The sequence below is a fragment of the Shewanella sp. KCT genome, from assembly GCF_007636505.1.
Classification (GTDB): Bacteria; Pseudomonadota; Gammaproteobacteria; order Enterobacterales; family Shewanellaceae; genus Shewanella; species Shewanella halotolerans.
This window is the reverse complement of the sequence record NZ_LVDJ01000008.1, coordinates 152,769-170,253: the sequence shown is the minus strand read 5'-3', so window position 1 is coordinate 170,253 and position 17,485 is coordinate 152,769. Positions and strand designations below refer to the sequence as shown.

Below are 17,485 nucleotides of genomic sequence, written 5' to 3'. Positions count from 1 at the left end.
GTCCCGATTAATTTTCTTTAGACTTCATACTGTATAAGAACTGGCCGATGAGATCTTCGAGCACTAAGGCCGAGTGAGTGTCGTCGATACGATCGCCATCTTTGAGCATGCCGATATCGTCCATCACAAATCCTGGCGTCAGCCCCAAGAACTGCTCACCCAGCAGACCCGAGGTGAGGATCGACAGGCTACTGGTCTCGGGGAACTGATCGTATTGATTGTCCATGGTCAGCTCGACCACGGCCACCAGTTCCTCAGGATCCAGGCTGATGTTTGTCACCCTACCGACCACTACGCCACCCACCTTGACCGGTGAGCGCACCTTGAGGCCACCTATGTTGGTGAACTTGGCATACAGGGTGTAGTGGCTCTGGCCAGGCTTCACCTCGACATTGGCCACGTTGAACACCAATACCAGAAAGGCCATCAGGCCCGACAGAATAAACAAGCCAACTAATAGTTCAATTTTTCGAGTCAACATACTCAATTACCACTCAGTTCTATACATACCACGACGGCAAATATATAGGTTTATCCATAAACAAAATTTAATCAGCGGCCAAACATCATGGCCGTCAACAGGAAGTCCAGCGCCAATACCGCCAGGCTGGACTGCACCACGGTTTGGGTGGTCGCCCGGCTGATCCCCTCGGGATTTGGGATCACATGATAGCCGCGATACAGGGCTATCCAGGTCACCACTACGGCAAATACCAGGCTCTTGATCAGGCAGTTCACTATATCCTGACGCCACTCCACCGAGGCCTGCAGGATAGACCAGAAGCTGCCGCTGTCGATCCCCTTCCATTCCACCCCGACCAGATGACCGCCATAGATGCCCACGGCGGTAAACATCAGTGCCAGTAGCGGCAGGCTGATCACCCCGGCCCAGAAGCGCGGCGCGATCACCTGACGCAGGGGATCGATAGCCATCATCTCCAGGCTGGAGAGCTGCTCGGTGCTCTTCATCAAACCTATCTCGGCGGTAAGCGCCGAGCCGGCGCGTCCGGCAAACAGCAGCGCGGTCACCACGGGCCCCAGTTCACGCAGTAGACTGAGCGCCACCATGGGCCCCAGGCTGTCTTCTGTGCCGAAACCCACCAAAATATTATAGCCCTGCAACGCCAGCACCATGCCGATGAAGAGGCCGGAGACCAGGATGATCACCATGGACTGCACGCCAATCACGTACAGCTGCTTGATCAGCAGAGGCGTGCCCTTGCGCACCCTAGGCATCTTGGCGATGGCGCCCCACAACATGAGTCCGGCGCGTCCCAGGCCGGTGACGCTATCGATCGCACCACGACCTAAGCGGGCGATTTGATCAATCACGCTCACCTAACATCTCCTTCTGGTAATCCTGGGCGGGAAAATGAAATGGCACGGGCCCATCGGGCTCACCGCCGATAAACTGCTTCAACTTAGGGTTATCTGCCGCCTTCAACTCGGCTGGCGTGCCGTGGGCGATCACCTTCTTGTCGGCCAGCACATAGACATAGTCGGCGATCCCCAGCACCTCTTGCACGTCGTGGGACACCACCACAGAGGTGAGGCTCAGCGCATCACTCAGCTCGCGGATCAGCTTCACCAGCACCCCCATGGAGATGGGGTCCTGTCCGGCGAAGGGCTCATCGTAAAGCACCAGTTCCGGCTCCAGGGCGATGGCTCGGGCCAAGGCCGCACGCCTCTGCATGCCGCCGGAGAGCTCGCTCGGCATCATCTGCGCCGCGCCTCTTAGCCCCACGGCTTCGAGCTTCATCAGTACGATGCGGCGAATGATCGCCTCGGGCAGGTCCGAGTGTTCCCGCAGGGCAAAAGCCACGTTGTCGAACACATTCATGTCGGTAAACAGGGCGCCGCTCTGAAACAGCATGCTCATGCGCTTGCGCAGGGCAAACAGCTCGCCGCGATTGCATTTATGAACGTCAATGCCATCGACCTTGATGACCCCAGAGTCCGGCCGCAGCTGACCACCGATCAGCTTAAGTAGGGTAGTCTTGCCTATGCCGCTGGGCCCCATGATGGCGGTCACCTTCCCTTTGGGAATGGTGAGACTGACGTCGTCATAGATAACATGGGTGCCACGACTGAAGCCCAGATGACTGATCTCCACCAATGGCTGCACGTGTTCCATCGGCTCACTCTCACCCTTGGCTTGGCTGTCATGACTTAACGATTGATGACTCATAACGGGACCTAATGCGTTCCATGGTTAGGCGGCAGGAAAAGAGACAAATTGTACGAAATTGACGGATTGTGCACAACTGAATCGACACTATCTTTGCGCAATACTTTCAATTTTGTTCAATTCCAGCGAAAATGCGCGGCAGACTCTTAAACAAAAAGATTTTCAATGCTATTTAATATTTTCTTACTGATTGCTGGTTTGGGTGCCCTTGTCTGGAGTGCCGACAAATTTGTCTTCGGCGCCGCAGCATTCGCCCGTAATCTTGGGCTGCCGCCCATGTTGATTGGCCTCACCATAGTCGCCATGGGCAGCTCGGCCCCGGAAATGTTTGTGGCAGCCACCGCCTCCCTCGAAGGCATGACAGACACCGCCATAGGGAATGTACTGGGCTCCAACGTCGCCAACATCACGCTGATCCTGGGGATCACCGCCCTATTAGGCGCAATCTCGGTAAGCTCACAGACACTCAAGCGAGAAATCCCTATGATGCTAGGTGCTACGGCGCTGGCGGGTTACTTCCTCCACGATGGTCAGCTGACCCGCATCGAGGGTCTGGTGCTATTGGCACTCTTCTTTGCCCTCATGGGTTATCTGATCTGGCATGCCATCGTCAACAAGGAGAAGGATCCCCTAATCGACGAGGCCGAGAGCGAGGTGCCTAAAGATGTGCCTACGCCTAAGGCGATCCTCTGGCTGGTGATTGGCCTTGTGCTGCTGCCCCTGTCTGCCGACTGGATGGTGCAGGGCGCCGTGGGTATCGCCAAGGCCTTCCATATGTCAGACTTAGTCATAGGCCTGACCATTATCGCCGTCGGTACCAGCCTGCCTGAACTGGCGGCCTGTGTGGCGGGCGTATTAAAGAAAGAGGACGACCTTGCCATAGGCAACGTGGTCGGCTCGAACCTGTTTAACATTCTTGCGGTACTGGCGCTGCCCGCCCTTATCGCCCCTGGCGCGGTAGATGCCGCCGCCAGCAGTCGCGACTTTTATATGGTGATGGCAACCAGCGTTGCCCTGGCCATACTGATTTTATTAACCGGCAAGGCCCGCCAACTACGCCCCTGGCATGGCGGTGTGTTATTAGCGACTTTTATCGCGTACCAAGTCACGCTTTTCCTATCCTAATAACGTTTAGGCCGACAAAATAGAGAGAACAAGATGGTAGATGCAGATCAATTACGTCAATGGGGACGCAAGGTTATCGATACCGAGCGCAACGCGCTGGACAACCTGTATCAATATGTCGACTCGAGTGAATTTGCCAAGGCCTGCCAACTGATCCTCGCCTGCACCGGCAAGGTTATCGTGATGGGCATGGGCAAATCCGGCCACATAGGTAACAAGATCTCGGCCACCCTGGCCAGCACAGGCACCCCTGCCTTCTTCGTCCACCCCGGCGAGGCCAGCCATGGCGACCTGGGCGTGCTGAGCGAGAACGATATCGTGCTCGCCATCTCCAACTCGGGCGAGGCCAGCGAAATTTTAACCCTGATGCCTGTTATCAAGCGCATGGGGCTGCCTGTCATCGCGGTGACGGGCAAACCTGAGTCCAATATGGCCAAGCATTCGGTCGTTCATCTGTGTATCGAGGTACCGGAAGAGGCCTGCCCGCTCGGACTGGCGCCCACCTCGAGCACCACGGCGACGCTCGTCATGGGCGACGCCCTGGCGGTAGCCCTGCTGCAAGCCAGAGGCTTCACCAAAGATGATTTCGCCCTCTCCCACCCCGGCGGTAGCCTGGGACGCAAGCTGCTGCTCAAGGTGAGCGACGTGATGCACAAGGGTGATGACTTGCCTCTGGTGGCCGAAGATATCTGTATCACAGAGGCCCTGTATGAGATCTCCAAGAAGGGGCTGGGCATGACAGGCGTGGTCAACAACCAGGGCCTGCTGGTCGGTATCTTCACCGACGGCGACCTGCGCCGGGTGATAGATGCCGAAATCAACCTGCGCAAGACCTCCATCTCAGAGGTGATGACCCATGGCTGCGTCACCGTCAGCGAAGGCATCTTAGCCGCCCAGGCCCTCAAGGTGATGGACGAGAAAGAGATCAACGGCCTGATTGTCACCGACGAGCAGCAGAAGCCGATTGGTGCACTCAACATGCTGGACATGGTCAAGGCGGGGGTGATCTAACATGGCACATCAAGGTTTCTACGGCCCGATAACCGACGCTGTCTGGCAAAAAGCCAAACAGATCAAGCTCTTGATCTGCGACGTCGACGGCGTGTTTTCCGATGGTCTGGTCTATATGAGTAACTCGGGCGACGAACTCAAGACCTTCCATACCCGCGACGGCTATGGCGTCCGCTCGCTGCTGACCAGCGATATTCCGGTGGCCATCATCACGGGGCGCAAGTCGCAGATAGTGGAAGATCGCATGACGGCCCTGGGTATCACCCACATCTACCAGGGGGTTGACAACAAACTCGAGCCTTATCAGGAGCTGCTTAACCTCTATAAGGTGACGCCAGAGGAAGTTGCTTATATCGGCGATGACATGGTGGATCTGCCCGTGATGGAGCAGGTTGGCCTGTCTGTGTGCGTGGCCGACGGTCATCCCTATGTGCGCCAACACGCCGACATGGTTACCCATATCAAGGGCGGCCACGGCGCGCTGCGTGAACTGACGGATCTCATCCTGCTCAGCCAGGATAAGTTTGCCTCAGCCCACGGAATGAGCATATGAACAGAGTCACGCTGGCGATCATCGCCTTCTTCGGCACAGCACTGATCCTCTATTGGCAGGTTCAGTCGAAAAAGGGCAGCGAAGAGCTGGCCCTGGATAATGTCGATCGTCCCGACTACATAGTCCGGGATCTCAAGAGCGTGCAATACAATGATGAGGGTGGTATCAACAGTCGCGTATCGGCCAGTCACATGGAACACTACGCCGAACGCAACCAGACCTACTTTACCCAGCCCATCTATCTGGTCTACCCCGACAACGGCGATGCCCAGTGGCGCCTGAGATCCACCAAGGGCACACTGGACAAAAATAGCGGACGGGTCACCCTGGAAAATAATGTTATCATTGATGCCATTAGCCCAGAGGAACCGATTCAGACCATAGAGACCACCTATCTGGAGCTGGATCTCAATACTATGATTATGACATCCGACAGAAGCATTCGGATCACAGGGCGTGATTTTCTCATCACGGGGGAAGGCTTATATGCCGATCTCAACGCCCAAAATATCAAACTGACGAGTCAGGTAGAAGGAACATATGAAACTAAATAGCCTTATTCTTGCGGGCCTGCTGCCCCTGGTCAGTATTGGCGCCCATGCCAAGGTGAACGACCTGCTGCAAGAGGTTAAGATCTCAGCCGCCAGCCAGGAAGCCGACATTAAGAACAACCAGATCATCTTCCACGGTCCGGTCGAGGTCACCCAAGGCTCTATCAAGATATTGGCCAGTGAGCTGCGTGCCTTCAGCAAAGAGAAGAACAGCGGCAAGATACTGATCGCTACCGGCAACCCGGCCACCTACTCTCAGGTGATGGAAGATGGCCGCCCCGCCTCGGCCAGCGCCAAGGAGATCCGCTACGAGCTTTCCAGCCGCACCCTGACACTGATCGGCGACGCCACCCTGGAACAGGAAGGCAGCCAAGTCACGGGTTCGCAGATCCGCTACAACATAGAGCAGCAACAGCTGATCGCCGAGAGCACAGGCAAAGACAGAGTGATCACCATCATTCAGCCTGAGAACTATCAGGAACAGATCCAGCCAGAGCAGAAGCCCGAGAAGAAACCAGAACAGGAAAAACAATGACAGACCTGATCTTGAAGGCGGAGAACCTCGCCAAGAGCTATAAGAGTCGTGCCGTTGTCCAAGACGTGAGCCTCACGGTAAAGACCGGGCAGATCGTCGGCCTGTTGGGGCCAAACGGCGCCGGCAAGACCACTACCTTTTACATGGTCGTCGGCCTGGTACAGAGCGACAAGGGCCGCATCTTTATCGACGATGACGACCTGACGCTAGACCCCATGCACCTACGCGCCCGCAAAGGCATAGGCTACCTGCCTCAGGAAGCCAGTATCTTCCGTAAGCTCTCGGTGCGGGACAACATCATGGCCGTGCTCCAGACCCGCAGCGATCTTAATAACGATGGCCGCGAAGAGGAGCTGGAACACCTGCTGGAAGAGTTTCATATTACCCATATCCGTGACAGCCACGGCATGGCGCTCTCGGGCGGTGAACGTCGCCGGGTGGAGATCGCCAGAGCGCTGGCCGCCAACCCTAAGTTTATTCTTCTCGACGAGCCGTTCGCCGGGGTCGATCCCATCTCGGTAATCGACATCAAGAAGATCATTGAGCAGCTCAAGAATCGCGGCCTGGGGGTGTTGATCACCGACCATAACGTGCGCGAAACATTAGATGTCTGTGAGAAAGCCTATATCGTCAGCCATGGTAATCTGATCGCCGAGGGCACACCCGCCGAAATCTTAGACAACCAGCAAGTACGAGCAGTGTACTTAGGTGAACAATTCAAGCTATAGTTAATCTTATAATGGGGCCACAGAGGAAAAACCACGCGTTAATTGTGGCCTTAGGAACTATCCGATATATTTGTCCGGCACATATAGCCAGAGCTTTCTCATTTTATAATTAGAAACAAGGGAATAGCAGTACGATGAAAGCGTCACTTCAGCTCAAAATGGGTCAGCATCTCACCATGACGCCCCAGCTACAGCAGGCCATACGTCTGTTGCAGTTGTCGTCATTAGAGTTGCAGCAGGAGATCCAGCAGGCATTAGAATCCAACCCGCTACTGGAGTTGGATGAAGAGCAGGAGAGCGCCAGCATCGAGCTGCAAGACGATAGCGTCAGCGACAGCTTCGACAGCAAGTACGACGACAAGATAGAGCTGGATTCGAGCCAGGATAACTCAGGGGTCGAGACCTCAGATGCCCTGACTCAAGACTCTATGCCTGACGAGCTGCCGGTGGATACCACCTGGGATGAGGTCTACACCGCCTCGCCAAACTCAAGCTCGGGCGCCATGCGCGACGACGACATGCCTTTTCAGGGCGAGACCAGCGAAGGTCTGTATGAACACCTGGAATGGCAGAAGAACCTGACCCCTTTTTCCGATAACGACCTGGCCATCGCTACCGCCATCATCGACGCTATCGACGAGCGCGGTTACCTCACCCAGACCTGTGAAGATATTCTCGAGGCCATGGGCGACCCTGAGATCGAACTCGACGAGGTCGAGGCGGTGCTCAAACGGGTACAACACTTCGACCCTATTGGCGTGGCGGCCCGCGACCTCAGCGAATGTCTGACGATCCAGCTGGCCCAATACAGTGACGACACGCCGCACATCGCTAACGCCCGCATGCTGATCAAGGAACACCTGGATCTCATCGCCGGACGCGACTTCCGCCTGCTGATGCGCAAGACCAAGCTCAAGGAAGATGAGCTGAGGGATGCCATCGCCCTGATCCAGACCCTGAATCCCCGTCCAGGGCTCGCCATCACCGCCAGCCGCGACGAGTACGTGATCCCAGATGTGACCGTCACCAAGAAGAAGGGACGCTGGGTAGTCGAGCTCAACCCAGACAGCATGCCCAAGATCAACGTCAACCAACAGTATGCCGCCATGGCCCGCAGCACTAAGAGTCAGGCGGACGGCCAGTTTATTCGCGGTCACCTGCAGGAAGCCAAATGGTTCCTCAAGAGCCTGGAGAGTCGCAACGAGACCCTGCTCAAGGTGACCAACTGTATCGTCGACTTCCAGCAAGGTTTCTTCGAATTTGGCGAAGAGGCGATGAAGCCCATGGTACTGAACGACATCGCCGAGGCGGTGGAGATGCATGAATCCACCATCTCACGTGTGACCACGCAAAAATATATGCATACCCCGAGAGGGATCTTCGAGCTTAAATATTTCTTCTCCAGTCACGTCGGTACCGACGATGGCGGAGAGTGCTCTTCAACAGCAATACGTGCCTTCATCAAGAAGCTGGTTGCTGCGGAAAACCAGAAAAAGCCATTGAGCGACAGCAAGATGGCTCAACTCTTGGCCGAACAGGGTATTAAGGTGGCTAGACGCACCATTGCCAAGTATCGCGAGGCAATGCTTATACCGCCCTCGAATCAGCGCAAGAGCTTATAAAACAAACCTGGAAACTGGAGGACTATCTTTATGCAAATAAACCTGACTGGGCACCATATCGAGATCACCCAATCTCTACGAAGCTACATCGAAGAGAAATTCACAAAGCTTGAACGTCATTTCGATCAGATCAATAATGTGCACGTTGTATTAAATGTCGAAAAGTTGCAACAGAAGGTTGAGGCAAAGTTACATCTCCGTGGCGGAGAAGTGTTCGCAACATCCGAACATGCGGACATGTATGCCGCGATAGACTCCCTGATTGACAAACTCGATCGTCAGGTCATTAAACACAAAGAGAAGCTTACTAAACATTAACGATGGAACTGAGTACCATCCTGCGGCCGGAGTGCACCACCTGCGCCACTCCGGGCAGTAAGAAAAAGGTACTGGAGCTTATCAGCGACTTAGCCGCTGTCCAGTACCCCACCCTCTCCTCTCAAGAAATATTTGAAAGCCTTCTGGCTCGAGAGAAAATGGGCAGCACAGGTATAGGCAATGGTATCGCGATTCCTCACGGACGGCTGACTAACATAGATCAACCCGTGGCCGTACTGGTGAAATGTGCTGAACCAATCGCATTCGATGCCATTGACAATCAGCCCGTCGATATCCTTTTTGCGTTATTGGTGCCCGCAGATCAATGCGAGCAACATCTTAGCACCCTGGCCGCTATGGCCGAGAAGCTCAATGATAAGGCGATCATGAAGCAGCTAAGAAAGACCCAAGACGAATCCGAACTCTATCAGGTGATCACCCAATGAAATTGGTTTTGGTATCCGGACGCTCAGGATCGGGAAAATCCGTCGCACTCAGGGTCCTAGAAGATCTAGGCTACTACTGTGTCGACAATCTGCCCTTGCAGATGATGGAGTCCCTGCTGGAGCAGCTCAAGGGACGCAGCGATCTCGTGGCCATCAGCGTCGATGTACGCAACATGCCCAGCGAAGAGATCCAGCTGGAAAAGCAGCTGGCCAAGCTCCCCAAAGATACCGAAATCTTAAGCTTCTTCCTGAACTCCAGCGACAATGTACTGCTCAAGCGCTATAGCGAGACCCGCAGACTACACCCGCTGTCACGCTCTAAGGTCTCCCTCAAGGAGGCAATTCAGCTCGAGGGCAAGCTGCTCGACCCCATCGCCAAACTCGTGGATCACTATATCGACACCTCTAACCTCAACATCTATGAGTTGAGCGACAAGGTACGTGAGATCCTGCTGGGCACGGTCGACAAGGAGCTGGTGATCAACTTCGAGTCCTTCGGCTTTAAATATGGCATGCCGACCGAAGCCGACTTCATGTTTGACGTGCGCTTCCTGCCCAATCCCCATTGGGAACCTGAGCTAAGGCCTCTGACCGGCCTGGATGAGCCTGTGCAGCAGTTTCTGAGTCAGCAGCCCCTGGTCAACAAGTTCATCTGGCAGATCGAAAACCTGCTGGAAACCTGGTTACCACACCTGGAGCGCAACAACCGCAGCTACCTCACCATCGCCATCGGCTGCACCGGCGGCCAGCACAGATCAGTCTATGTGACCGACCAGCTCGCCAAGCTGTTCAACAAGGGCAAGCATAAGGTTCAGGCGCGCCACCGAGAGCTAAAGCATGACTAAGTTGGCTCGCGAGCTGACCATCTGCAACAAGTTGGGCCTGCACGCCAGAGCGGCGACCAAGCTGGCGGTGCTCGCCGCCAAGTTCGACGCCGAGGTCACCCTGATCCAGGGCGATAAACAGGCCTCCGCCGCCAGCGTACTCGGCCTCCTGATGCTCGAAACCGGCATGGGTAAAACCATCACCATCACCAGCGAAGGCAAAGATGCCCAGGCAGCCCTGGATGCCATCAGCGCCCTTATTGACGCCAAATTCGATGAGGCCGTATAATCGGCTCGCTTTGCGGTGCCCGCTTAATTTCGTCCTATACTTATCATAGACTTACAAGCCTACCACCCAAGCCGTTCAATCAACTGCCAAAGGAGGAGCTATGCCGATCGAAGTGTTAGATAGTGAAACCACAGATCAACGCCTTAATCAGCTCACTCAAGCCTTAGGCAGCGGCATGTTTGTCCATGTGCGCAGCATGCTGCACGACATGGCCGCCTCTGATATCGCCTTCATCCTGGAATCTTCGCCGCCGCGCACCCGTCAGGTGCTCTGGCAACTGATCGATCAGCAGCACACGGGAGAGATCCTCGACGAACTGGGCGAAGAGCTCAAAGATACCCTGATCACCCAGATGAGTCCCGAGCGCGTCGCCAAGGCGGCCGAAGGCATGGACACTGACGATCTGGCCTACATACTGCGTAGCCTGCCCGACAGCGTCTTCAATCAGGTGTTGCAGTCGATGACGGCGCAAGACAGGGCCAGGGTAGAGCAAGCCCTCTCCTACCCGGAAGACACCGCCGGCAGTATCATGAATACGGACACGGTCACCGTGCGCCCCGATGTCACCATAGATGTGATCTTGCGTTACCTGAGGATCCGCGGCGAGCTGCCCGATGCCACCGATACCCTCTATGTGGTGGATAAGCGCGACAGCCTGCTTGGCGGCGTGCGCATTACCGATCTGCTGACCTGCGACCCCAACGCCTCGGTGCGGGAGATCATGAACGACGATCTCGAAGGGATCCCCGTGGGCATGGATGACGGCGAAGTCGCCCAGCTGTTCGAGCGTCACGACTGGGTCTCGGCCCCCGTGGTCGAAGAGGAGAGCAACCGTCTGCTGGGGCGTATCACCATCGATGATATTGTCGACGTGATCCGTGAAGACGCCGAACACTCCATGATGGGGATGGCGGGGATGGACGATGACACAGATACCTTCGGCCCTGTGGTCAAGAGTACCCTGAGGCGCTCCCTCTGGCTGACCATCAATCTGTTTGCGGCCCTGCTGGCCGCCTCGGTCAGCAACATGTTCGAGAACACCCTGGAGCAGTTTGCCACCATCGCCATCTTGATGACCATAGTGCCCAGTATGGGCGGCGTCGCCGGCAACCAGACCCTGGCGCTGGTGATCCGCGGTATCGCCCTGGGACAGATAGGCCAGAGTAACTCCCGCTGGCTGATCGGCAAGGAGCTGGCGATCGGCTTTCTCAACGGCCTGCTCTGGTCCTTGCTGGTGTTTGCCGCCGTCTGGCTGTGGAAGGGCGACATCGCCCTGGGCGGACTAATCGGCGGCGCCATGCTGATCAACATGACGGTGGCCGGTCTGGCCGGCGCCTGTATCCCACTGCTGCTGAAGAAGTTTAACGTCGATCCCGCGCTGGCCGGTGGCATGGTGCTGACTACAGTCACTGATGTGATCGGCCTATTCGCCTTCCTCGGCCTGGCGACCCTGTTCCTGCTAAATTGATCAGTAAGCGCATCCCAACGCCCAATCGGATGCGCTTGAATTTCAATGTTATCGACATCTTTTTCACGCTAGGATAGGTAGAGTCACTCGGCCAGAGAACTGCCATGCAAAATACTCAAATACTCATCATAGAAGATAATGCCGATGTCGCCGGTGTCCTGGGAGACTATCTCGAATCCCAAGGAGCTCAGGTAGATTATGCCAGCAATGGCGAGCTCGGCCTGCGCCTCGCCACCGAAGGGCACTTCGACGCCATAGTACTGGATCTCATGCTGCCCAAGATGGACGGCTACACCGTGGCCAAAGCCCTACGTCAGCAGGGCTCCAGCGTGCCCATATTGATGCTGACGGCGCTGGACGACAAACAAGATCTGTTGCAAGGCTTTCATAGTGGCGCCGACGACTACCTGACCAAGCCCTTCGATCTCGATGAGCTGCATGTGCGCCTGCTGGCGTTGATCAAGCGTCAGCTCGGGCGTGTCGCCCAGGGCTGTCAGCAGTGCGGGCCGCTCACCCTCAACATCGCCGAGCATACCGCCTATCGCGATGGCAAGAAGCTACAGCTGACTCCAAGCTGCTATCAGATCCTCCACCTGCTGATCTCCCGCGCGCCCAACGTGGTGAAGCGAGAGGAGATAGTGCAGCACCTGTGGGGGGAAGAACCGCCCAACAGCGACATCTTGCGCAGCCATATGTACCAGCTGAGAAATCAGGTGGATAAACCCTTCGACACCCCCATCATACTCACCGTGCCTAAGATAGGCTTCCGGTTAGACGTGAATCAATAGAGGCCCTACAGGTGCAAAAAACCGCCAAGAGTCTGACTCGCAAGCTAAGTTTCTACTTCGGGGGGATCGCCCTCTTGGTGGCCGCCATTCTCTACCTGCTCAGTATCGTTATCCTCTACTGGGTCGAAGATGAACTCAACCGTCGCACCCTGGAGCAGATAGCGCCTAGCGCCCAAACGGCGTTCCAGCAGGGCGCCGAATCGCCGCTGGTGTTGAGCACCACTATCGTGGCCTATAACGATGCAGCCAGCTTACCCGATGAATATCAGGGCATTGCCGACCTGCCCGTCGGTTTTCTCGATGAACTGCACGACACCTTCAAGGAAGATATCTTCATCTTTCGCGGCCAATATGGCGAGGGCGAGGCGACACATCCCCTGATTCTGGTGATGGACGCCGAGCAGGTAGAATTGAGCCGCAACGAGTGGAACAATATCAGCCTGGTGATCCTGGCCGTCACCCTGATGCTGTTTGCCCTGTTCGGCTTTGCCATCACACTGCTCACCCGCAGGCTAATCGCGCCCATTCGCGCCATCAGCGAGCAGCTCGAGGATTCGGAGGGCGACCAGAGCTTTCGCGTCTCCAAGGATGCCACCCAGGAATTTCATGCCCTCACCGCCAGCCTCAACCATTATCAGCAGCAGATCGCCCAGCTGATCCGCCGGGAACAAGCCTTCTCCCGCTACGCCAGCCATGAACTGAGAACCCCGCTGACCATTATTCAGGGCGCCAGCCGTCTAATGGAACAGGAGGGCAAACCTGAGTTTATGCAACGACAGCGAAGCCGTATCACCAAGGCCGCCAGCAATATGCAGCACATCATAGACGCGCTGCTAAGCCTGGTGAAACAGGAAAAGGGGTTGAGCTCCCCCGACCTCAGGCCGCTACAGGAGAAAGAGCTGAGACAGATCCTTGCCGAGGTCGAGCCGCTGGCGAGCCAGAAACAGATCCAATTAAGCCTCACCCTAGATGCCACGCCTCAGATAGCCCCCAGTGAGGCGGTGCTGCGCATGTTACTGATCAACTTGCTCAATAACGCCATCAATGCCAGCGACAGCGGCCACATCGACATCAGTGTCGATGACGAGGGGATCTCGGTGAAAGATCAGGGCCGCGGCATGATCAGCAGCGACACCCGCCCCCAGGGCCATGGCCTAGGGCTGGAGATAGTCGAGGCCCTGTGTCAGCGTTATCAGTGGCGTTTTAGCCTCAGCAATTACAACAAGGGGTGCATCGCCAGATTGCACTTTTCTGCATCAAGCCATGCCTCCTGATGGTGCAAGATAGGTGCTGAGCCGAGTAATCACTCACTCAAGACCCTGTTTTCAGTCTGTCATCTAATTGGCATAAGTTTCGCTTATCCTAGCGCGGTCACGCACTAGGAGGCTTTCCCTTGTTTTCACTCAAGACACAATGGCACACCAATGACACTGACGCCTTTTGGCAACCTCAATTCGACGGGGAACCAAGCCATGAAGAAGCACCTTTCCCCCACCTTCTAGGCGGTCATCCACAGCGGGGCGCGATAGATGCGCGGCTAAATGCGCTAGGTTGGGAAGAGATAGGCCAGAGCCAGCAGCTCAGCCTGAATCGGGAAATCATGACACTGATCGCCGAGCAGGCCAGGTTATCGCTTAACTAGCTTTAACCTCAGCTAAGTTTTTAAGCTCAACTAGCCAGGTTATCTCTAAAGTAGAGTGCTAAGCTCGGCCACCGGCGAATCAATAGCGCGGCGAAACGACGCTAGGATAGTATGCCGCTAACGGGAACGCGGGGTAATATTGGAGAGACTATCGAAGAATCTCTGCCTCTGCTTCTCGGCATCGAAGCGGCGCACCATCTGCCACTCCTGAAACAGGGCAATTGCAAACCCTATGACCACCACCAACAAGCATCCGGCTCCCAGGTAGGTGATGATATTTACTGCGACATCTGCTCCTGCAGAACTGCTGGCGCTGCCAAAACCTATCATACACAACCCTTACACTTAGTCTCTGGGTGACCAGGAGTCACCTTCGACCTCAGGGTAGCGATGAAAAATTAAACAAAACTTAAGCCAATTAGCCCCCTCGAGAGGTATTTGTGTTAGTGAGAGCTAACTCACTGAAGCAGAGCGGGTTATTACCGGCCAATCGAGCCCAGCTTAATTGCGACAAAGTGTATCACCAGGTCCGAGCCACCTTGCCGCGACCGACACAACGGGCAAAACTGACACAACTGACAAAGCAGCCAAGGGCTATTGGGTCATGATCACCAAAAACTGGCTCTGCAACTCGACCTTATCCTGCCTGCCATACTTGATCAGCAGGTCCGCCTTACCGTCTAAATTAAGATCTTCGCTGCTGAGCATGTCACCATCGATAGGCAGGGTGAGCTTGAGGCTTTCTTTGCGATCGAAGGGCTTGCCCTTGGCACTACCCAGAAACAGATCCAGCTCTGTGTCGCCGTCGGACAGCAGTAGATCCTGACGCTTGTCGCCATCGATATCCGCCAGCTTTACCACGGGCGCACCGCTCTGGCCCGAGGTCAGGCTGAAACTCAGCTCCACCGACTTGCTCATGTTCGGTTTGGCGGCGAAACGCCGCTTATCGTCCATGGTAAACAGGTGCACATCCTGATCTATACTGCCCGACACCAGGGCGCCGATGATCTGCGACAGGCCGATATCGAACCCAGACACCAGTACCTCGCTGCGACCATCTAGGTCGATATCCACCAGCTCGAAGCCCGTCAGGGTGCCATCGCCGCGGATCACGCTCTGGGGCTGCTTGCCAAAGCTCACTCCCTTGCCACCCTTGAGCCCCAAATAGATCTCATAGTCGTTGACCCTATCCAGCACCCCTGAGCTCTTGGTGTAGCGCACCACCATATCCACAAGGCCATCACCGTCGATATCTTGCAGCGCCTCGACCTTACGATAGACGAGATCGCTCTGATCCAGCGCCTCACCATAGGCATCGCGTCTGTCCCACCAGTCCAGGCCACTGATCGCCTGACTCACGGGCTGAAATCTGGGGTAGGTCTCGAACTTGCCATCCTGATGCTGGGCATAGATCTCAAGCTCCCCCTCGCCCACCTTAATGATGTCGTCGCGACCATCGAAATTCATGTCGGCAAAATAAAGCTTGGTCTCGCTGTAGCGGGCGCCATCGCGATAGAGCAGCACCTTGGGCTGAATCGCCAGGGTCTGGGGCTGCCAGCCTTCGCCTTGACTGAGGAAGAGCTGGGTCTGCTCAAACTGGCCCACGATAAAATCATCACGGCCATCGCCGTTGAGATCCCGCACAAACTCGCCGCGGGCGATAAACTCGATGCGCGGCTTCACCACCAGCGGCGCCACATCGAGCAGCTCGCGAAGCGCCAGCCCTTGGTCGCTGACCGTTAACACAGAGAGGTGAGCGCGCGACATAAAATAGACGGACTGAAGTGAATTGGCCTGCTTTGGCTTAGCGCTCACATCGTATCGATAGAGATCGCCAGGCAGAGGCATCTTATGCAGCAGCCGATACTGGCTGCTTTCGCCATCTAAGCCATAGACGGCGAGCCATTTGGTCTGGCGGTCATCGACACCGATCGCCAGCAGCTCCTTGTTGGCATCGCCGACCAAGTTGAGGCTCTCCAGCGGATGGGTGAGCTTAAAACCGGTATCTATGGTTTGAGAGACGAAGGCCAACGGCGCCTTATCGGCCAACACCTGCATGGAACAGAGCAGAGTCAGGCTGGCGGTGAGCCAAGGCGCGAGGGCTCGAATTGCCGGTATTTTCACAGATCATTTCCCTATGTGAAGCGAGCTGGGTTCTAATCTATCGATTCCCGGCGAAAAAGAAAGTTCAGTTAATGACTTGTTACAAACAAAAAAGTGCTCTAGGTTGCCGGCAAGCTTAAGCGAAGCTGACGACTATTCCGGCTTAGTCTTCTATTCCGGCTTAGTCTTCTATTCTGACTCAGGTTTCCAGTAAGGACTATTCTTCCTGTCCCGGCTCAGGCTTCCAGGCCCGGGTCATCTCACGGCGACCCAGAGCCCCCGGATGGGGCTTCACCTTAAAACCTGCTGACTTCAGATTACGCTTGAACTGGCCGTTGGCACAGTAGCTGACCAGCATGCCGCCCGGCATCATCATAGGAAAGAGGCGATCGAAGTTATCCTGGGTCCAAAGCTCGGGCTGCTTGCTGGGCGCAAAGCCGTCGTAGAACACCAGGTTGATGGAATTATCCGGCAATTCCAGGCTATCCCAGGTGCCGTGGATCTTATGCAGCACGAAGCCGGGAAACAGGGTGACATCCTCGCCCCAGGGCGCGCTGTGTAGGCGATCGAACAGATCCTGCAGCGCAGGCGGCAGATGCTCCTTGTAGTTCAGCTGAGCGATCACATCGCTAGGAACGGGGTAGGCCTCTACCGTCACGAAACGTATCGGCCTTATGAGTCTATCCGGCTTACCATCGCTATCCAGCACCTGCTTTAGTGTCAGCATGGCGTTCATGCCCGAACCAAACCCCAACTCGAGAATGTTCACCCGATCGAAGCTGGGGTCCAGATCGGCAAGGCCCGACTGAATATAGACATGTTCAGACTCACTGATGGCGCCGTTATGGGCATGATAACTGTCGTCAAACAGGCTGCTCATCAGGGTGTGGGAACCATCCTTGGTCATCTGTACGTGGATCTTGTTCATTCTCGGCTCATCAAAGGTATTTACCGGAGCCAGATTGTACCTTAGACCGGGCCCCGACATGCAAGTCTTTCCCATAAGCCCACTGACCAGACTCCCGCTAAAAACAAAAAACACCCAGAGTGATCATGCTCACAGCCAAGAAGCCATAGGAATGGGAAAATCCGGCGCACTTTCAGTCATCTAGATGAAAGCCGGGTATTTTATCCATGTGACTTGGCAGCTCACTTGCTGATGCGTCAACAGCCAGTGCCTCAACAGCTTGCACCTTAACAGCTTACGCCTCACCGAATAGTGGCTCACCAGCTAGCACTTTTCGAGAGCAGGCCAAGGGCCAAACCCAAGAGTCTGAGTATCGGACGAGAGAGC

General features: G+C 55.6%; 21 protein-coding genes. 15 read left to right on the top strand and 6 right to left on the bottom strand.

The annotated features are described in order from the left end of the window. Positions 1-7: 7 nt before the first annotated feature. The 3 genes from mlaD to AYI87_RS13135 form a co-directional block, all read right to left on the bottom strand. Entirely contained in the window at positions 8-481 is a 474-nt protein-coding gene (gene mlaD / locus AYI87_RS13145) for an outer membrane lipid asymmetry maintenance protein MlaD (protein ID WP_144202707.1), read from the bottom strand. Between the two features lie 71 nt (positions 482-552). After that, the gene (gene mlaE / locus AYI87_RS13140; RefSeq protein ID WP_144202706.1) at positions 553-1,338 is read right to left on the bottom strand and encodes a lipid asymmetry maintenance ABC transporter permease subunit MlaE; all 786 of its coding nucleotides are present in this window, start codon (positions 1,336-1,338) and stop codon (positions 553-555) included. Continuing rightward, positions 1,325-2,134, bottom strand: coding sequence for an ATP-binding cassette domain-containing protein (locus tag AYI87_RS13135; protein ID WP_144202798.1), 810 nt, complete (start codon positions 2,132-2,134; stop codon positions 1,325-1,327). The genes mlaE and AYI87_RS13135 overlap by 14 nt, the downstream gene beginning before the upstream one ends. A 219-nt stretch (positions 2,135-2,353) precedes the next feature. Between AYI87_RS13135 and AYI87_RS21240 the strand changes: the two genes are divergently transcribed. The 15 genes from AYI87_RS21240 (at position 2,354) to AYI87_RS13065 (ending at position 14,088) form a co-directional block, all read left to right on the top strand. Then, positions 2,354-3,313: a calcium/sodium antiporter gene (locus tag AYI87_RS21240; protein ID WP_186300621.1), complete on the top strand. Its 960-nt coding sequence runs from the start codon at positions 2,354-2,356 to the stop codon at positions 3,311-3,313. Between the two features lie 33 nt (positions 3,314-3,346). Continuing rightward, complete coding sequence (locus tag AYI87_RS21235; RefSeq protein WP_186300620.1) at positions 3,347-4,324, top strand: KpsF/GutQ family sugar-phosphate isomerase; 978 nt, start codon at positions 3,347-3,349, stop codon at positions 4,322-4,324. A 1-nt stretch (position 4,325) separates the two neighbouring features. Continuing rightward, positions 4,326-4,877: a 3-deoxy-manno-octulosonate-8-phosphatase KdsC gene (gene kdsC, locus AYI87_RS13125; RefSeq protein WP_144202704.1), complete on the top strand. Its 552-nt coding sequence runs from the start codon at positions 4,326-4,328 to the stop codon at positions 4,875-4,877. Next, positions 4,874-5,431 carry an LPS export ABC transporter periplasmic protein LptC gene (gene lptC / locus AYI87_RS13120; RefSeq protein WP_011867104.1) on the top strand — a complete coding sequence of 186 codons (558 nt, stop codon included), beginning with the start codon at positions 4,874-4,876 and terminating at the stop codon, positions 5,429-5,431. Before kdsC ends, lptC begins: the two co-directional genes overlap by 4 nt. Continuing rightward, on the top strand, positions 5,418-5,963 hold the full coding sequence (gene lptA / locus AYI87_RS13115) for a lipopolysaccharide transport periplasmic protein LptA (RefSeq protein ID WP_144202702.1): 546 nt from the start codon (positions 5,418-5,420) through the stop codon (positions 5,961-5,963). The genes lptC and lptA overlap by 14 nt, the downstream gene beginning before the upstream one ends. Continuing rightward, positions 5,960-6,691, top strand: coding sequence for an LPS export ABC transporter ATP-binding protein (lptB, locus tag AYI87_RS13110; RefSeq protein WP_011867106.1), 732 nt, complete (start codon positions 5,960-5,962; stop codon positions 6,689-6,691). The genes lptA and lptB overlap by 4 nt, the downstream gene beginning before the upstream one ends. 134 nt (positions 6,692-6,825) lie before the next feature. Then, positions 6,826-8,313, top strand: coding sequence for an RNA polymerase factor sigma-54 (locus tag AYI87_RS13105; RefSeq protein ID WP_144202700.1), 1,488 nt, complete (start codon positions 6,826-6,828; stop codon positions 8,311-8,313). Positions 8,314-8,343: 30 nt separating this feature from the next. Continuing rightward, on the top strand, positions 8,344-8,631 hold the full coding sequence (gene hpf, locus AYI87_RS13100; protein WP_011867108.1) for a ribosome hibernation promoting factor: 288 nt from the start codon (positions 8,344-8,346) through the stop codon (positions 8,629-8,631). 2 nt (positions 8,632-8,633) lie between these two features. After that, complete coding sequence (ptsN, locus tag AYI87_RS13095) at positions 8,634-9,077, top strand: PTS IIA-like nitrogen regulatory protein PtsN (RefSeq protein WP_011867109.1); 444 nt, start codon at positions 8,634-8,636, stop codon at positions 9,075-9,077. Continuing rightward, positions 9,074-9,922, top strand: a complete 849-nt coding sequence (gene rapZ, locus AYI87_RS13090; protein ID WP_144202698.1) for an RNase adapter RapZ — start codon at positions 9,074-9,076, stop codon at positions 9,920-9,922. The genes ptsN and rapZ overlap by 4 nt, the downstream gene beginning before the upstream one ends. Continuing rightward, positions 9,915-10,190: an HPr family phosphocarrier protein gene (locus AYI87_RS13085; protein ID WP_011867111.1), complete on the top strand. Its 276-nt coding sequence runs from the start codon at positions 9,915-9,917 to the stop codon at positions 10,188-10,190. The genes rapZ and AYI87_RS13085 overlap by 8 nt, the downstream gene beginning before the upstream one ends. A 100-nt stretch (positions 10,191-10,290) precedes the next feature. Continuing rightward, positions 10,291-11,658, top strand: coding sequence for a magnesium transporter (gene mgtE / locus AYI87_RS13080; RefSeq protein ID WP_144202696.1), 1,368 nt, complete (start codon positions 10,291-10,293; stop codon positions 11,656-11,658). Positions 11,659-11,762: 104 nt separating this feature from the next. Continuing rightward, positions 11,763-12,446: a response regulator transcription factor gene (locus AYI87_RS13075; protein ID WP_144202694.1), complete on the top strand. Its 684-nt coding sequence runs from the start codon at positions 11,763-11,765 to the stop codon at positions 12,444-12,446. A gap of 11 nt (positions 12,447-12,457) precedes the next feature. Further along, positions 12,458-13,720 (top strand): sensor histidine kinase, encoded by a 1,263-nt coding sequence (locus tag AYI87_RS13070; protein ID WP_144202692.1) that lies wholly within the window; start codon positions 12,458-12,460, stop codon positions 13,718-13,720. Positions 13,721-13,839: 119 nt separating this feature from the next. Then, positions 13,840-14,088 (top strand): hypothetical protein, encoded by a 249-nt coding sequence (locus tag AYI87_RS13065; protein ID WP_144202691.1) that lies wholly within the window; start codon positions 13,840-13,842, stop codon positions 14,086-14,088. Between the two features lie 117 nt (positions 14,089-14,205). Here AYI87_RS13065 and AYI87_RS13060 read toward each other — a convergent pair whose 3' ends face one another. The 3 genes from AYI87_RS13060 to mnmD form a co-directional block, all read right to left on the bottom strand. Continuing rightward, positions 14,206-14,418 carry an intracellular growth attenuator family protein gene (locus AYI87_RS13060; protein WP_144202689.1) on the bottom strand — a complete coding sequence of 71 codons (213 nt, stop codon included), beginning with the start codon at positions 14,416-14,418 and terminating at the stop codon, positions 14,206-14,208. 264 nt (positions 14,419-14,682) lie between these two features. Continuing rightward, positions 14,683-16,212, bottom strand: a complete 1,530-nt coding sequence (locus AYI87_RS13055; protein ID WP_144202687.1) for an FG-GAP repeat domain-containing protein — start codon at positions 16,210-16,212, stop codon at positions 14,683-14,685. Between the two features lie 196 nt (positions 16,213-16,408). Continuing rightward, positions 16,409-17,119: a tRNA (5-methylaminomethyl-2-thiouridine)(34)-methyltransferase MnmD gene (mnmD, locus tag AYI87_RS13050; RefSeq protein ID WP_144202685.1), complete on the bottom strand. Its 711-nt coding sequence runs from the start codon at positions 17,117-17,119 to the stop codon at positions 16,409-16,411. Positions 17,120-17,485: the final 366 nt, after the last annotated feature.